Here is a 14,551-nt window from a genome sequence, read left to right on the forward strand (position 1 = left end):
CTAGTCGCGAATGAGCTGGTAACCGAGGCGGTACACCGTCTGCAGGCAGGAGCGGCCGTCGGCCAGGGTGCCGAGCTTGTGCCGCAGGCTGCTCAGGTGGACGTCGATATTGCGGTCGAAGCGCGCCATCGGCCGTCCCAGTCCTTGTTCCGACAGGTCGTTCTTGCTGACCGGGCGCCCCGCATTGCGCGCCAGGACTTCCAGCAGGTTGAATTCGGTGCTGGTCAGTTCCAGCGCCACGCCGTCCCAGCTGGCGCGGCGCCGGGCCGGCTGCATCGACAGCTTGCCGACGTTGATGGTGACGCCGTCGCCATCGTCGCGCGGGGCGTTGGTGCGGCGCAGGATGGCGCGGATGCGCGCCGTCAGTTCGCGCGGGGTGCATGGCTTGGTCACGTAATCGTCCGCGCCCAGCTCCAGCCCGAGAATGCGGTCGGTGTCGTCGCCGCGCCCGGTCAGCATGAGCACCGGCATGTGGCTGCGGGCGCGGATCCGGCGCAGCGTTTCGAGGCCGTTCATATGCGGCATCATCACATCGAGCACCGCGATGGCGCTGCGTCCGGACAGCGCCTCGCGCGCGCCGGCCTCGCCGTCATGCGCGCAGCTGACGCGAAATCCTTCCTGCTCCAGGTATTCGCGGAACATTCCGACCAGTTCAACGTCGTCATCGATTAATAGCACTTGGTTCATGCGGCCATCATAGCAAACCGGCGACCCTGTGATCACCGGCGGGGCAGTCTCTTTACGTGCTTTTACGAGTCGCTAACACCGCTTTACATCGTGGCCTCGCACAATGGAGTCCTTCGTAACGCACCGACAGGAACCGCCATGAAAAACATGCAACACCGCGCACTTGCCCTCTTGTTGAGCAGCGCCTGCCTCGGCGCCATTGCCGCGCCGGTCGAAGGCGGCATGCCGCCACCGGGTCCGATGATGGGCGAGCGCGGCCCGCACCAGCGCGGCCCCGGCTTTGCGCACGGCGTCGACCTGAGCGACGCCCAGGAAGACAAAGTCTTCGCCATCATGCATGCGCAGGAACCGAAACGGCGCGCGTACACCCGCACCTTGCATCATTCACAAGACGCACTGCGCGCCCTGGGCGCGGGCGAGCAGTTTGATGACGCCAGGGCGTCGTCGCTGGCGCAGGCGGCCGGCGCTGCGCTGGCCGCGCTGGCGCTGCTCGAGGCGCGCACCGATGCGCAGGTGCGCGCCGTACTCACGCCGGAGCAGCGCAAGCAGTCCATTGCACGTCGGCAATTTGATTAACCCACCTGATTCGGAACCAAAGGAGCACATAATGGAACACCACGACCACAGCTTGGCCCAGGACATTCAAACGATGCTCGATATGACGCTGAGCCGGCGCCAGTCGCTGCGCTGGATGTTCGCCTCGGCCGCAGCCCTGCCGCTGGCGGCCTGCGGCGGCGGTGGCGACGCCGGCGACAGCACCACCCCGGCCAGCGGCGCCACGCCCGCCACCCCAGCCAGCGGCGCCGGCACGTCCTGCGCGCTCATTCCCGAGGAAACCGGCGGCCCGTATCCGGCCGACGGCACCAACAGCAGCGTGGGCGGGGTGGCCAATGCGCTGATCCTGGCCGGCATCGTGCGGCCCGACATCCGCGCCAGCATCGCCGGCGCCACCGGGGTCGCCGCCGGCGTGCCTTTGATAATCAAGCTGCAGATGGTGAACGTGAAATCTAGCTGCGCCTCGCTGGCCGGCGCCACCGTCTACCTGTGGCACTGCGACCGCGAAGGGCGCTACTCCATGTATTCCAGCGGCGTCACTGGCGAAAACTACCTGCGCGGCGTGCAGGAGGCCGACGCCAACGGCGTGGTTACCTTCACCACCATCTTCCCGGGCTGCTACGCGGGGCGCATGCCGCACGTGCACTTCGAGGTCTATCCGAGCCTGGCCAAGAGCACCAGCGCGGCCAACCGCATCAAGACGTCCCAGTTCGGCTTTCCGACGGCGATGCTGGCCGAGGCCTACGCGAGCACCGGTTACACGGCCAGCGTGCGCAATCTGGCCAACATCAGCTACGCCACCGACAATGTGTTCAGCGACGGCAGCGCGCTGCAAATCGCCAGCGTGACGGGCAGCGCAAGCCTCGGATACGTGGCTACGCTGACAGTAGGGGTTTCCCTCTAAACCTGTACGGCCGGCCGGGAAATCGCCTTACAATCGAAAAATGACGACACCGATCCTCCATTTTTCACACGGTAACAGCTTCCCGGCCGGTAGCTACACCAAGTTCTTCGACCAGCTGCGCACGGACTTCGATATTCGCGCCGTCGACATGTACGGCCACGATCCGGCCTATCCGGTCAGCGACGGCTGGCCCAAGCTGGTCGAGCACCTGATCGCCACGCTCGAGAGCTACGGCGAGCCGTCCATCCTGGTCGGTCACTCGCTGGGCGGGATGCTGAGCATGATGGCGGCGCGCCAGCGGCCCGACCTGGTGCGCTGCGTGGTGATGCTCGATTCGCCGGTGGTGGCGGGCTGGCGCGCCATGCTGTGGCGCGTGGTGAAGTCGAAGCAAAGCTGGAGCGATTACCTGTCGCCGGCGCGCCTGTCTCGGCGCCGCCGCACCGTGTGGCCGAGCGTGCAGGCGGCCTACGACCATTTCATTTCCAAGCCGGTGTTCGCCAGCTGGGCGCCGGGCGTGCTGCACGACTACCTGGAACACGGCCTGGAACCGCACCCGGACGGCGTGCAGCTGCGCTTTTCACGCGAGGTGGAGACCGAGATTTACCGTGGCCTGCCGCACCACCTGGGCAGCGTGATGGACAAGGCCTACCCGGTGCCGATCGGCTTCATCGCCGGCACCGAATCGGTGGAGCTGCGCCAGGCCGGCCTGGACGCCACGCGCAAGCTGGTGGGCGACAATTTTGCCGAGATCCCCGGCGGCGGCCATCTGTTCCCGATGGAGTCGCCCGAGCTGGCGGGGCGCCTGACGCGCGAGATGATCGCCAGATTGCTCGCGCAGCGCCAGGGTTGACGATTCCCGGGCGCGGCCAACGCCGCGCCCGGGAGGACCGCATCAGCCGCGCGGATAGGGTGGAATCGGTCCGGCCTGCTCCGCGTCGGCCCCAGGCGCCGTATCCGGCAAGCCGGCGCTGGCGATCAGTCCACGCAGAAACACCAGGATCAAGCGTCCCGACGGATCGGGCCGTCCCCCCACTCTTTGCAGCGCCAGGCCATGCGTCAGCGCCATGAAGGCCCCCGCGAGCTCCTCCGGTTCGGCCGGCGGCGTGCGTCCGAGCACGGCGAATAATCTGCCGACCACGCGGCCAAGCCCGGCCCGGTGCGCATCCCACACCGTCTGGTACTCGAGCGCGAACGTCGGGCTGCGATTGGCGTGCAGCTGCAGCTCGATCGACAGCATGCACCAGTCGGCATCGTTGTTGAGCGTGGCAGCCCAGGATTCCAGCTCGCTCAAAATCTGTTCCGGCGCGCGCCCGTCACTGTCGATGACCTTGGACAGTTGCGCGGCTTCGGCCGCCATATGCCCCCGCAGCAACTCCAAAAGAACCTCCTCCTTGCTGGCAAAGTTCGAGTAGAAGGCCCCCTGCGAATACCCCGCCCCATCGGCGATATCGCGGATCGACGTGCCTCCATAGCCGGTCGTGACAAACAGCTGGCGCGCGGTGTCGATCAGGCGCGTGCGCGTCTGGGCCTGGCTTTCCTCGCGCGACAAGCGCTTTCGTGGTGTGGTTTGACTCATACCCATAAAGATATCATATGAACTCTGGATATGGTCTGAAATATTGCTTGACATGCCTGGATGTCTCACGCACACTAAATATCACTTGAACTTTGAAAATCATCTGATATGAACACAAACACCCAACTGAGGTCCGCCTTCGTCACCGGCGCGACTGGCCTGCTCGGCAACAACCTGGTGCGCGAGCTGATCGGGCGCGGCGTTTCCGTCAAGGCGCTGGTTCGCTCTCTGGAGAAGGGCCGGCAACAATTCGGGGAACTGGAAGGCATCGAACTGGTGTTGGGCGACATGGCGGACGTGCCCGCCTTCGCCGACAAGCTGCGGGGATGCGATGTCGTGTTTCACACGGCGGCCTTCTTCCGGGACAACTACAAGGGCGGCAGCCACTGGCAGGAACTCAAGCGCATCAATGTCGACGGGACCCGCTCGCTCATCGAACACGCTTACGGCGGCGGCGCCCGGCGTTTTGTCCAAACCTCATCGATTGCCGTGCTCAATGGTGAACCGGGCGCGCCCATCGACGAATCCTGCTTGCGCGAGCTGGACGATGCGGACGACTATTACCGCAGCAAGATATTGGCCGATCAAGCCGTGCTGGACTTTCTGGAAAGCCACCCTGAGATGCACGCCAGCCTGGTTCTGCCCGGCTGGATGTGGGGACCGGCGGACATCGGTCCCACCTCGTCGGGACAATTTGTCAACGATGTGGTGCTCGGCAAATTGCCGGGGCTGGTGCCAGGCAGTTTTTCCGTGGTCGACGCGCGCGACGTGGCGCAGGCGCACATCGCGGCGGCGCTGCACGGGCAACGCGGCGGACGCTACCTGGCGGCGGGCCGCCACATGACAATGCGGCAACTGGTGCCTATGCTGGGCAAGATCGCCGGCGTCAAGACGCCGGAGCGCAATCTGCCCTTACCCCTCTTGTATGCCTTGGCGGCGGTGCAGGAACTCTACGCGCGCATCACCGGCAAGCCCGTTCTGCTCAGCCTGGCTACGGTGCGCCTGATGGTCAAGGAAGCCGGACGCAGCCACTTCAACCACGCCAAGAGCGAGCGCGAACTCGCACTGAAGTTCAGGCCGCTTGAACAAACCATGGCGGATACCGTCGCGTGGTATCGCAGCCATGGCTGGTTTTGACGCAACGTTTCCCGCGCGCCGGCCTGGCGACTGTCGCTGGCAGGGACTTTTCGCGTAAAATCGCGGGAAAATCCCTATTCTCTCTTCTGGAACGACACGTATGAGCATTAAATCCGATAAATGGATCCGCAAGATGGCGGCCGAAACGGGCATGATCGAGCCTTTCGAACCGGGCCAGGTCAAGGAGCGCGATGGTCAGAGAATCGTTTCATACGGTACCTCGAGCTACGGCTACGATATCCGCTGCGCCGACGAATTCAAGCTGTTCACCAATATTAATACCACCATCGTCGACCCGAAGAATTTTGACGAAAACAATTTCGTCGATGTGTCGGGCAAGGGCTTCTGCATCATTCCGCCCAATTCCTTCGCGCTGGCGCGCACCGTGGAATACTTCCGCATTCCGCGCAATGTGCTGACCATTTGCCTGGGCAAGTCGACCTACGCGCGTTGCGGCATCATCGTCAACGTGACCCCGTTCGAGCCCGAATGGGAAGGGTTCGTGACGCTGGAGTTTTCCAACACCACGCCGCTGCCGGCCAAGATCTACGCCAACGAAGGCGTGGCGCAGGTGCTGTTCTTCGAATCGGACGAAGTGTGCGAAGTGTCATACAAGGATCGCGGCGGCAAATACCAGGGCCAGGTCGGGGTGACCTTGCCGAAGGCCTGAGCATCGCCCTCGCGTCCGCGCGCATGAAAAAAGGAACCCGAGGGTTCCTTTTTTGTTGTGCCAAGGAGGCGCTGGCGCCTCCCGACGGTGCCGCTTACTGGCGCACGCAGTCCACGAAGTAGCCGCGCTTGCCGTCCACTTCGCGCTTGACCAGGCCGTGCACGTCGGTCTCGAAGCCGGGGAAGCGCTCGTTGAAGTCGCGCGCGAAGCGCAGGTAGTCGACGATGGTCTTGTTGAAGCGCTCGCCCGGGATCAAGAGCGGAATGCCCGGCGGGTAAGGCGTCAGCAGAATCGCCGTGATGCGGCCTTCCAGCTCCTCGATCGCCACGCGGTCGATCTCGCGGTGCGCCATCTTGGCAAAGGCGTCGGACGGCTTCATCGCCGGGATCATGTCCGACAAATACATCTCGGTGGTCAGGCGCGCCACGTCGTAGGTCTTGTAGAAGTCGTGGATCTGCTGGCACAGGTCGCGCAGGCCCATCGCTTCGTAGCGCGGGTTGGCCGCCGCAAACTCCGGCAGGATGCGCCACATCGGCTGGTTCTTGTCGTAGTCGTCCTTGAACTGCTGCAGCGCCGTGACCAGCGTGTTCCAGCGGCCCTTGGTGATCCCGATCGTAAACATGATGAAGAACGAGTACAGCCCGCACTTCTCGATGATCACGCCGTGTTCGGCCAGGTACTTGGTGACGATCGAGGCCGGAATGCCGGACTCGCCGAACACGCCGTCGAGCGACAGGCCGGGGGTGACCACGGTGGCCTTGATCGGGTCGAGCATGTTGAAGCCGGGGGCGAGGTTGCCGAAACCGTGCCAGTCGTCCTCGGCGCGGATCATCCAGTCGTCCTGGGTGCCGATGCCTTCTTCCGAGAAGGTGTCCGGGCCCCAGACCTGGAACCACCAGTCGTTGCCGAATTCGGCGTCGACTTTTTTCATGGCGCGGCGGAAGTCGAGCGCTTCGAAGATTGACTCTTCCACCAGCGCGGTGCCGCCCGGCGCTTCCATCATGGCCGCGGCCACGTCGCACGAGGCGATGATCGAATACTGCGGCGAGGTCGAGGTGTGCATCAGGTAGGCTTCGTTGAAGGCATCCTGGTCCAGCTTGACCGTCTCCGACTCGCGCACCAGCACTTGCGACGCCTGCGACAGGCCGGCGAGCAGCTTGTGGGTCGACTGGGTCGAGAAGATCATCGATTCCTTGGCGCGCGGACGGTCCTTGCCGATCGCGTGCATGTTCTTGTAGAAGTCGTGGAAGGTCGCATGCGGCAGCCACGCTTCGTCGAAGTGCAGGGTGTCGATCTTACCGTCCAACATTTCGCGCAGCGTTTCGACGTTGTATACCACGCCGTCGTAGGTCGACTGGGTAATGGTCAGGATGCGCGGCTTCTTGTTGACGGCCTGGCGCGCGAACGGATTGGCTTCGATCTTGCGGGCGATCGACTCGGGCGTGAATTCTTCGAGCGGAATCGGGCCGATGATGCCGAGGTGGTTCCGGGTCGGCATCAGGAACACGGGAATCGCGCCGCACATGATGATCGAATGCAGGATCGACTTGTGGCAGTTGCGGTCCACCACGACGATGTCGCCCGGTGCGACGGTCGAGTGCCACACCATCTTGTTCGAGGTCGAGGTGCCGTTGGTGACAAAGTAGCAGTGGTCGGCGTTGAAGATGCGCGCCGCGTTGCGCTCGGACTTGGCGACCGGGCCGGTGTGGTCGAGCAGCTGGCCGAGTTCTTCGACGGCGTTGCAGACGTCGGCGCGCAGCATGTTCTCGCCGAAGAACTGGTGGAACATCTGGCCGATCGGCGACTTCAGGAAGGCCACGCCGCCCGAGTGGCCGGGGCAGTGCCAGGAGTACGAACCGTCGTTGGCGTAGTTGACCAGCGCGCGGAAGAACGGCGGCGCCAGGCCGTCGAGGTAGGACTTGGCTTCGCGGATGATGTGGCGCGCCACGAATTCGGGCGTGTCTTCGAACATGTGGATGAAGCCGTGCAGTTCGCGCAGGATGTCGTTCGGGATGTGGCGCGAGGTGCGCGTTTCGCCGTAGATGTAGATCGGGATGTCCGAGTTCTTGTGGCGGATTTCCTTCACAAACGCGCGCAGCGCGATCAGGGCCGAATCGGTGTCTTCGATCGAGCCGGTGCCGAATTCCTCGTCATCGATCGACAGCACAAAGGCCGAGGCGCGCGACTGCTGCTGGGCGAACTGCGACAGGTCGCCGTAGCTGGTCACGCCAAGCACCTCCATGCCCTCTTTTTCCATCGCCTCGGCGAGCGCGCGGATACCGAGCCCGGAGGTGTTCTCGGAACGAAAATCCTCGTCGATAATGACGATTGGGAAACGAAATTTCATGGACAGCTCCAAAGCGAAGCGCCGTGAGGATGTCCACGCCTGTGCGGGACGCCTCTCACGGCACCGGTCAAAAAAAGAAGAAGCGGATTTTCGCAGAAATGGCGGCAATCCGGTGAAAAACTTTTGCTAGATTAACTACAAGCGGGCCGTAGTGTCGCACACTATGCCCGCCACCGTGAAAGCGTACCGGATCAGTGGTGCGCGAGCGCGCCCGCGCCCATCAGCGCGCCGATCGGATCGACGTGCAGCCAGGCGAACACGCCGAGCAAAATGCCGACCGCGGCGACCGCGTAGGCGCCGATCATCAGCCATTTTTTACGCGTCAGCAGGGTGATCGCCGCCAGCGATATGGCAATCTGTTCGGCCGTGGTGGCCAGCGCCCACTGGTGATGCTGGTGCATCTTGGAGTCGGACTGGTGGTTCCAGTCGTCGGCCTTGGCGTCGAGCGCTTCGGCTTCCTTGCGGATGTCGTCCTTCTCCGCCTTGTAGCGCACCACGTCGGCCTTGTATTTTTCCGGGTCGACCCCGGGCAGCACCATCGCCAGTTCGGCCAGGTTCTGCTTGTTCGACTTGGCCTGGTAGTAGTTCCAGCTGTTGGCGGCCTTGGTCTTTTCGATGGCGGCGTTGTTCTTGTACAGGGCCGCGTCGTTCTGGGTGGCGCCGCCCTGGTAGCCGAACATGGCGCCGACTGTGGCCAGCACCGCCGTCATGACGGCGATATTGTTCGAAAAGGGATCGTTGTTGTGGGCTGCGTGTTCGACCGCATGGTCGTGCGGTCCGTGTACGTGAAAACCGTGTCCTGACATGTATTCAGCTCGCTTTTTTGGTGTAGGTGACGAAGGCGTAATCGAAGCCGTTGGCATCGGAGCGGTGCGCTTCGCGCGCGCTCTCGGACCATGCGGGGGCGTCGAGCGGCGGGAAAAACGCGTCGCAGGCGAAGGTGTGCGCGATCTCGGTGACGATCACGCACTGCGCCAGCGCCAGGGTTTGCGCGTAAATCTGCGCGCCGCCGATCACAAACGCCGGCGCCTCGCCCGCCAGCGCAATCGCGTGCGGCACCGACAGGGCGCGTTCGACGCCGTCGCGCTGCCAGTCCACATCGGTGGTGACGACGATGTTGCGGCGGTTCGGCAGCGCTCGCCCGATCGAGTCGAACGTCTTGCGGCCCATGATGATGGGGTGGCCCGTGGTCAGGCGCTTGAAGTGCGCCAGGTCTTCCGGCAGGCGCCAGGGCAGGGTGTTGTCGATGCCGATGCCGCGCATGGCATCCATGGCGACGATGAGAGTCAGTGTGCTCATAAAGCCTTAGTGTTTCGAAAAAAATCGGAAGGTCGCCATTATGGTCCAAAACGGCGGCTTCGCAAGATGCTCATGCCGGCTACAGTGTCTCAGGATTGTGAATTTTTTGTTTTGGACGGAACCAAATGTCACACACTCTCACCATTGTGTTGCCTGTATATCCTTAATTACAAAGGGGAAATTGACTAAGTAAAAACTAAGTGTTGGGTTAAAACGTCAAATCCTAATTTCTGTGTGGCAACTTCGTCGTTTGCTGTATCGTCTTTCAACGCCTGCAGTAACGCACCTGGGATGAGCAGGTTTTCTTATCGATATGCAAAGAAACCTCACCAGAGCCGGCCGAGCTTGCCCTACGTCTTGGAGACCCGATGAAGCACCCACTCAGTAACAGCAGCAGCGCAGGTCCGCGCGCCACCCTGGCCTTGGCGGACGGCACGCTGTTCGAAGGCCGCGCCATCGGCGCCGCCGGCCAGGCCAGCGGCGAAGTTGTGTTCAACACCGCCATGACCGGCTATCAGGAAGTGCTGACCGATCCGAGCTACACGCGCCAGATCGTCACGCTGACCTATCCGCACATCGGCAACACCGGCATCAACAGCGAAGACGGCGAGTCCGGGCGGGTGCAGGCCGCGGGCCTGGTCATCCGCGACCTGCCTTTGCTGGCTTCGAATTTTCGCTCTACCCAAAGCCTGTCGGATTACCTGGTGCGGCAGGGCGTGGTGGCGATTGCCGATATCGACACCCGCAAGCTCACGCGCCTGCTGCGCGAAAAAGGGGCGCAGAACGGCGCCATCGTCGTCGACGCCGCACCGGGCCAGGCGCTGGCGCTGGCGCGCGCCTTTCCCGGCCTCGATGGCATGGACCTGGCGCGCGTGGTCTCGACAACGGCGCCTTACGAATGGACTGAAGGCCCGTGGCGGCTCGGCGCCGGCTTCGCGCCGCAACCGGGCCGGCACCTGCACGTGGTGGCCTACGACTACGGCGTGAAAACCAATATCCTGCGCATGCTGGCCGGGCGCGGCTGCCGCGTCACCGTGCTGCCCGCGCAAGCGAGCGCGCAGGACGCGCTGGAGCTCAAGCCGGACGGGATCTTTTTGTCGAACGGCCCGGGCGACCCGCAGGCCTGCGACTACGCCATCGAAGCGGCGCGCACCCTGATCGACAGCGGCACGCCGGTGTTCGGCATCTGCCTCGGTCACCAGATCATGGCGCTGGCCTCGGGCGCGCGCACGGTCAAGATGAAATTCGGCCACCGCGGCGCCAATCATCCGGTTCAGGAGCTCGATACTGGAAAGGTTTCTATCACCTCCCAGAACCACGGCTTCGCGGTCGATGCCGCCACCTTGCCGGCCAACTGCCGGGTCACCCACGTGTCGCTGTTCGACGGCACCTTGCAGGGCTTCGAGCGGCTCGACAAGCCCGCTTTCTGCTTCCAGGGCCACCCCGAAGCTTCCCCTGGCCCGCACGACCTGGCCGTGCTGTTCGACCGCTTTGTCACCCTGATGGAAAGTAGCAAACATGCCTAAGCGCGCAGATATCCGCAGCATCCTGATTATCGGCGCCGGCCCGATCGTGATCGGCCAGGCGTGCGAGTTCGATTATTCCGGCGCCCAGGCCTGCAAGGCGCTGCGCGAGGAGGGCTACAAGGTCATCCTCGTCAACAGCAATCCGGCCACCATCATGACCGACCCCGAAATGGCCGACGTCACCTACATCGAGCCGATCGACTGGGAAGTGCTGGCGCGGATTATCGCCAAGGAGCGTCCCGACGCCATTTTGCCGACCATGGGCGGGCAGACCGCCCTCAATTGCGCGCTCGACCTGCACCGCCACGGCGTGCTGGCCGAATTCGGCGTGGAGCTGATCGGCGCCACGCCCGAAGCGATCGACAAGGCCGAGGACCGCGCCAAGTTCAAGGCCGCCATGACCAGCATCGGCCTGGCCTCGGCCCGTTCGGGCGTGGCGCACAGCATGGCCGAAGCCTGGGAAGCGCAGGCGGCGCTCGGTTTTCCGGTCGTGATCCGGCCATCGTTCACCATGGGCGGCAGCGGCGGCGGCATCGCTTACGACGCCGCCCAGTTCCACACCATCTGCCAGCGCGGGCTGGAGCTGTCGCCCACCAAGGAGCTGCTGATCGAAGAGTCCCTGCTCGGGTGGAAAGAGTTCGAGATGGAAGTCGTGCGCGACCGCGTCGATAACTGCATCATCGTCTGCTCGATCGAAAACCTGGACCCGATGGGCGTGCACACGGGCGACTCGATCACGGTGGCGCCGGCGCAGACCCTGACCGACAAGGAATACCAGATCATGCGCAACGCCTCGGTGGCGGTGCTGCGCGAAGTGGGCGTGGACACGGGCGGCTCGAACGTGCAGTTCGCGGTCAACCCGCACGACGGGCGCATGATCGTCATCGAAATGAACCCGCGCGTCTCGCGTTCGTCGGCGCTGGCCAGCAAGGCCACCGGATTCCCGATCGCGCGCGTGGCGGCCAAGCTGGCGGTCGGTTTTACGCTCGACGAACTGCGCAACGAAATCACCGGCGGCGCCATGCCGTCCTCGTTCGAGCCGTCAATCGACTATGTGGTAACCAAGATCCCGCGCTTCGCCTTCGAAAAATTCCCCGGCGCCGACGAGCACCTGACCACCCAGATGAAGTCGGTCGGCGAAGTCATGGCGATCGGCCGCACCTTCCAGGAATCGTTCCAGAAGGCCCTGCGCGGGCTCGATATCGGCGTCGACGGCGTGCGCCGCGACGGCATGCAGACCGGGCGCTCCGTCATCGAAGAGCAATTGAGCAAACCGGGACCGGACCGCATCTGGTACGTGGGCGAAGCGTTCGCCCAGGGCTTCACCGAGGACGAGGTGCATGCCTGCAGCGCCATCGATCCGTGGTTCCTGGCGCAGATCGGTGACCTGGTCGAGATCGAGCTGTGGATCGAACAGCAAACCCTGGCCGCGCTGGACAAGCCGGTCATGCATCGCCTCAAGCAGCAGGGCTTCGGCGACCGCCGCCTGGCCGCGCTGCTGGGCGCGAGCGAGCAGGCGGTGCGCGAGGCGCGCCACGCGCTCGGCGTGCGCCCCGTGTACAAGCGGGTCGACACCTGCGCGGCCGAATTTGCGACCAGCACCGCCTACCTGTACTCGACCTACGACGAAGAATGCGAGGCGGCGCCTAGCGCGCGCAGCAAGATGATGGTGCTCGGCGGTGGCCCGAACCGCATCGGCCAGGGCATCGAATTCGATTACTGCTGCGTGCACGCGGCGATGGCCCTGCGCGAAGATGGCTACGAAACCATCATGGTCAACTGCAATCCCGAAACCGTCTCCACCGACTTCGACACCTCCGACCGCCTGTATTTCGAGCCGGTGACCCTGGAAGACGTGCTGGAGATCGTCGCCCTCGAACAGCCGGCCGGCGTGATCGTGCAGTACGGCGGCCAAACGCCTTTGCGCCTGGCGCTGGCGCTGGAAGCGGCTGGCGTGCCGGTCATCGGCACTTCGCCCGACATGATCGACGCCGCCGAAGACCGCGAGCGCTTCCAGCAATTCCTGCAAAAGCTGGACCTGCGCCAGCCGCGCAACCGCACCGCGCGCACCGAGCCTGAAGCGGTGCGCCTGGCCGGCGAGATCGGCTACCCGCTGGTGGTGCGCCCCTCGTATGTGCTGGGCGGACGCGCCATGGAAATCGTGCACGAGCAGGCCGACCTGGAACGCTACATGCGCGAAGCGGTCAAGGTGTCGCACGATTCGCCGGTGCTGCTGGACCGTTTTTTGAACGACGCCATCGAGGTGGACGTCGATTGCATCTGCGATGGCGAGCGCACGCTCATCGGCGGCGTGATGGAGCATATCGAGCAGGCCGGCATTCACTCGGGCGACTCGGCCTGTTCGCTGCCGCCGCATTCGCTGGGTGAATCGACGGTGCGCGAAATCAAGCGCCAGACGGCGCTGATGGCCAGGGAGTTGAACGTGGTGGGCCTGATGAACGTGCAGTTCGCGGTCCAGCAGAGCCGGATCGATGGACGCGTGCACGATGTGGTGTACGTACTCGAAGTGAACCCGCGCGCCTCGCGCACCGTGCCGTTCGTGTCCAAGGCGACCGGCCTGCAGCTGGCAAAAATCGCCGCGCGCTGCATGGCCGGGCAGTCGCTGGAAAGCCAGGGCGTGCTCGATGAAGCGGTGGCGCCGTGCTTTTCCGTCAAGGAGGCGGTTTTCCCGTTCGCCAAATTCCCCGGCGTGGACACCATCCTCAGTCCCGAAATGAAATCGACCGGAGAAGTGATGGGCGTTGGCGCTACTTTCGGTGAAGCCTACTTCAAGGCCCAGCTGGGCGCCTCGGTCAAGGTGCCGCGCTCCGGCCTGGTGTACCTGCGCGTCAAGCGCGGCGACCAGGCGCGCGCGGTCGCGCTGGCGCGCCAGCTGCTTGGCGCCGGCTTTACCCTGTGCGCCAGCCTGGTGACGGCAAGCGTGATCGAGGCCGCCGGCATGGCGGTCGAGGAGATCGACGAAGCCGCCATCCTGGAGCGGCTGGCCGCGCGCCAGGTCGCCATGATGGTCCTGACGGTCGACGAAAAGCGCAGCGCCGTGGTGGCCTCGCGGCCGCTGCGGGTGGCCGCGCTGGCCGCCGGCACGGTGGTGTGCACCACCATCGCCGGCGCCGAATGCATGTTCGAAGCCACCCTGCACGCCGACAGCTACAGCCTGGCGTCGCTGCAGGAACTGCACGGCAAGCGGGGCGCAGCCATGGAGGCGCCAGCGCCGCATGCGCGCCCCTTGCCCGGCCCCGCCGACTTGGCGGCGGCGTCCATCGTCCTGCCCGAACGGCGCGCCCATGCGCGTGAAAGGACGGCCGGCGGCACGCCGCTCAAGCTGTTCATCCGCCAGCCGTTCACCGAATCGGACGCCGAGCAGCAGCGCCTGATCGGCGACATCATGGCGCTGATCGACAGCGCCAACGGCCTCCCGCATCCGTTCGACTACCTGACCGGCACCCGCGCCGAAAGCGCGGACACCTTCAAGAAGTCGTTCGAGCGCGATTATCACCTGCCGTTCACGCCCAAGAACTTCCGCGACCACCGCCTGGGCCTGCTCGACCATGCCGATGCGGTGGTCAACATCCGGGTCGGCATGAGCGAGAGCAGCGCTTTCGAACTCGGTTACCACATCTTCAAAGGACGCTGCACGCCTGTGCTGTTCCTGGTGTGGAAGCACGCGCCGATCAAGACCACCCTGATCCGCGAGCTGCAGGACCTGTGCGACGTCACCTACCTCGAATTCGAGCATGTGGACGAACTGCGCAGGGGCATTCACGCATTTTTCGGCACCATCCGGCGCGGCACGAGCAACGCCACAATGAATAGTCAGAAGGAGTAAAAC

12 protein-coding genes are annotated in these 14,551 nt (G+C 64.2%); 7 read left to right on the plus strand and 5 right to left on the minus strand.

Annotation, left to right across the window (positions count from 1 at the left end; genetic code table 11):
• Nucleotides 1–687 (minus strand): response regulator transcription factor, encoded by a 687-nt coding sequence (locus F0185_RS03105; RefSeq protein WP_167221521.1) that lies wholly within the window; start codon nt 685–687, stop codon nt 1–3.
• 138 nt (nt 688–825) lie between these two features.
• On the opposite strand from F0185_RS03105, the gene F0185_RS03110 reads away from it, so the two are divergent.
• The 3 genes from F0185_RS03110 to F0185_RS03120 are packed head-to-tail and all read left to right on the plus strand — an operon-like array spanning nt 826 to nt 2,996.
• Entirely contained in the window at nt 826–1,263 is a 438-nt protein-coding gene (locus F0185_RS03110; RefSeq protein WP_229476707.1) for a Spy/CpxP family protein refolding chaperone, read from the plus strand.
• Between the two features lie 31 nt (nt 1,264–1,294).
• Nucleotides 1,295–2,146, plus strand: coding sequence for a dioxygenase family protein (locus F0185_RS03115; RefSeq protein ID WP_167221523.1), 852 nt, complete (start codon nt 1,295–1,297; stop codon nt 2,144–2,146).
• Between the two features lie 40 nt (nt 2,147–2,186).
• A complete protein-coding gene (locus F0185_RS03120; RefSeq protein WP_167221525.1) occupies nt 2,187–2,996 on the plus strand; it encodes an alpha/beta fold hydrolase in 810 nt (269 codons plus the stop codon).
• A gap of 42 nt (nt 2,997–3,038) precedes the next feature.
• On the opposite strand, the gene F0185_RS03125 is transcribed toward F0185_RS03120, so the two are convergent.
• On the minus strand, nt 3,039–3,728 hold the full coding sequence (locus tag F0185_RS03125; protein ID WP_308622797.1) for a TetR/AcrR family transcriptional regulator: 690 nt from the start codon (nt 3,726–3,728) through the stop codon (nt 3,039–3,041).
• Between the two features lie 102 nt (nt 3,729–3,830).
• On the opposite strand from F0185_RS03125, the gene F0185_RS03130 reads away from it, so the two are divergent.
• Nucleotides 3,831–4,859 (plus strand): SDR family oxidoreductase, encoded by a 1,029-nt coding sequence (locus F0185_RS03130; RefSeq protein ID WP_167221527.1) that lies wholly within the window; start codon nt 3,831–3,833, stop codon nt 4,857–4,859.
• A gap of 100 nt (nt 4,860–4,959) precedes the next feature.
• On the plus strand, nt 4,960–5,529 hold the full coding sequence (gene dcd / locus F0185_RS03135; protein ID WP_054267910.1) for a dCTP deaminase: 570 nt from the start codon (nt 4,960–4,962) through the stop codon (nt 5,527–5,529).
• Nucleotides 5,530–5,623: 94 nt separating this feature from the next.
• Here dcd and F0185_RS03140 read toward each other — a convergent pair whose 3' ends face one another.
• From F0185_RS03140 to F0185_RS03150, 3 genes are all read right to left on the minus strand, one after another.
• Entirely contained in the window at nt 5,624–7,876 is a 2,253-nt protein-coding gene (locus F0185_RS03140) for an arginine/lysine/ornithine decarboxylase (protein ID WP_166885044.1), read from the minus strand.
• 191 nt (nt 7,877–8,067) lie between these two features.
• Nucleotides 8,068–8,682: a DUF4337 domain-containing protein gene (locus F0185_RS03145; RefSeq protein ID WP_167221529.1), complete on the minus strand. Its 615-nt coding sequence runs from the start codon at nt 8,680–8,682 to the stop codon at nt 8,068–8,070.
• 4 nt (nt 8,683–8,686) lie between these two features.
• Nucleotides 8,687–9,175 (minus strand): dihydrofolate reductase, encoded by a 489-nt coding sequence (locus tag F0185_RS03150; protein WP_167221531.1) that lies wholly within the window; start codon nt 9,173–9,175, stop codon nt 8,687–8,689.
• 368 nt (nt 9,176–9,543) lie between these two features.
• Here F0185_RS03150 and carA point away from each other — a divergent pair, with 368 nt between their 5' ends.
• Nucleotides 9,544–10,701, plus strand: a complete 1,158-nt coding sequence (carA, locus tag F0185_RS03155) for a glutamine-hydrolyzing carbamoyl-phosphate synthase small subunit (RefSeq protein WP_167221533.1) — start codon at nt 9,544–9,546, stop codon at nt 10,699–10,701.
• Nucleotides 10,694–14,548: a carbamoyl-phosphate synthase large subunit gene (carB, locus tag F0185_RS03160; RefSeq protein ID WP_167221535.1), complete on the plus strand. Its 3,855-nt coding sequence runs from the start codon at nt 10,694–10,696 to the stop codon at nt 14,546–14,548. Before carA ends, carB begins: the two co-directional genes overlap by 8 nt.
• Nucleotides 14,549–14,551: the final 3 nt, after the last annotated feature.

The sequence above is a fragment of the Massilia rubra genome (assembly GCF_011682065.1).
Classification (GTDB): Bacteria; Pseudomonadota; Gammaproteobacteria; order Burkholderiales; family Burkholderiaceae_D; genus Telluria_A; species Telluria_A rubra.

What these genes read in the sequence shown, in the direction of transcription:
- F0185_RS03130 (WP_167221527.1), top strand. Translation starts at nt 3,831, where the DNA reads ATGAACACAAACACCCAACTGAGGTCCGCCTTCGTCACCGGCGCGACT.
- F0185_RS03115 (WP_167221523.1), top strand. Translation starts at nt 1,295, where the DNA reads ATGGAACACCACGACCACAGCTTGGCCCAGGACATTCAAACGATGCTC.
- carA (WP_167221533.1), top strand. Translation starts at nt 9,544, where the DNA reads ATGAAGCACCCACTCAGTAACAGCAGCAGCGCAGGTCCGCGCGCCACC.
- F0185_RS03145 (WP_167221529.1), bottom strand. Translation starts at nt 8,682, where the DNA reads ATGTCAGGACACGGTTTTCACGTACACGGACCGCACGACCATGCGGTC.
- F0185_RS03140 (WP_166885044.1), bottom strand. Translation starts at nt 7,876, where the DNA reads ATGAAATTTCGTTTCCCAATCGTCATTATCGACGAGGATTTTCGTTCC.
- F0185_RS03110 (WP_229476707.1), top strand. Translation starts at nt 826, where the DNA reads ATGAAAAACATGCAACACCGCGCACTTGCCCTCTTGTTGAGCAGCGCC.
- F0185_RS03150 (WP_167221531.1), bottom strand. Translation starts at nt 9,175, where the DNA reads ATGAGCACACTGACTCTCATCGTCGCCATGGATGCCATGCGCGGCATC.
- F0185_RS03105 (WP_167221521.1), bottom strand. Translation starts at nt 687, where the DNA reads ATGAACCAAGTGCTATTAATCGATGACGACGTTGAACTGGTCGGAATG.
- carB (WP_167221535.1), top strand. Translation starts at nt 10,694, where the DNA reads ATGCCTAAGCGCGCAGATATCCGCAGCATCCTGATTATCGGCGCCGGC.
- F0185_RS03125 (WP_308622797.1), bottom strand. Translation starts at nt 3,728, where the DNA reads ATGGGTATGAGTCAAACCACACCACGAAAGCGCTTGTCGCGCGAGGAA.
- F0185_RS03120 (WP_167221525.1), top strand. Translation starts at nt 2,187, where the DNA reads ATGACGACACCGATCCTCCATTTTTCACACGGTAACAGCTTCCCGGCC.
- dcd (WP_054267910.1), top strand. Translation starts at nt 4,960, where the DNA reads ATGAGCATTAAATCCGATAAATGGATCCGCAAGATGGCGGCCGAAACG.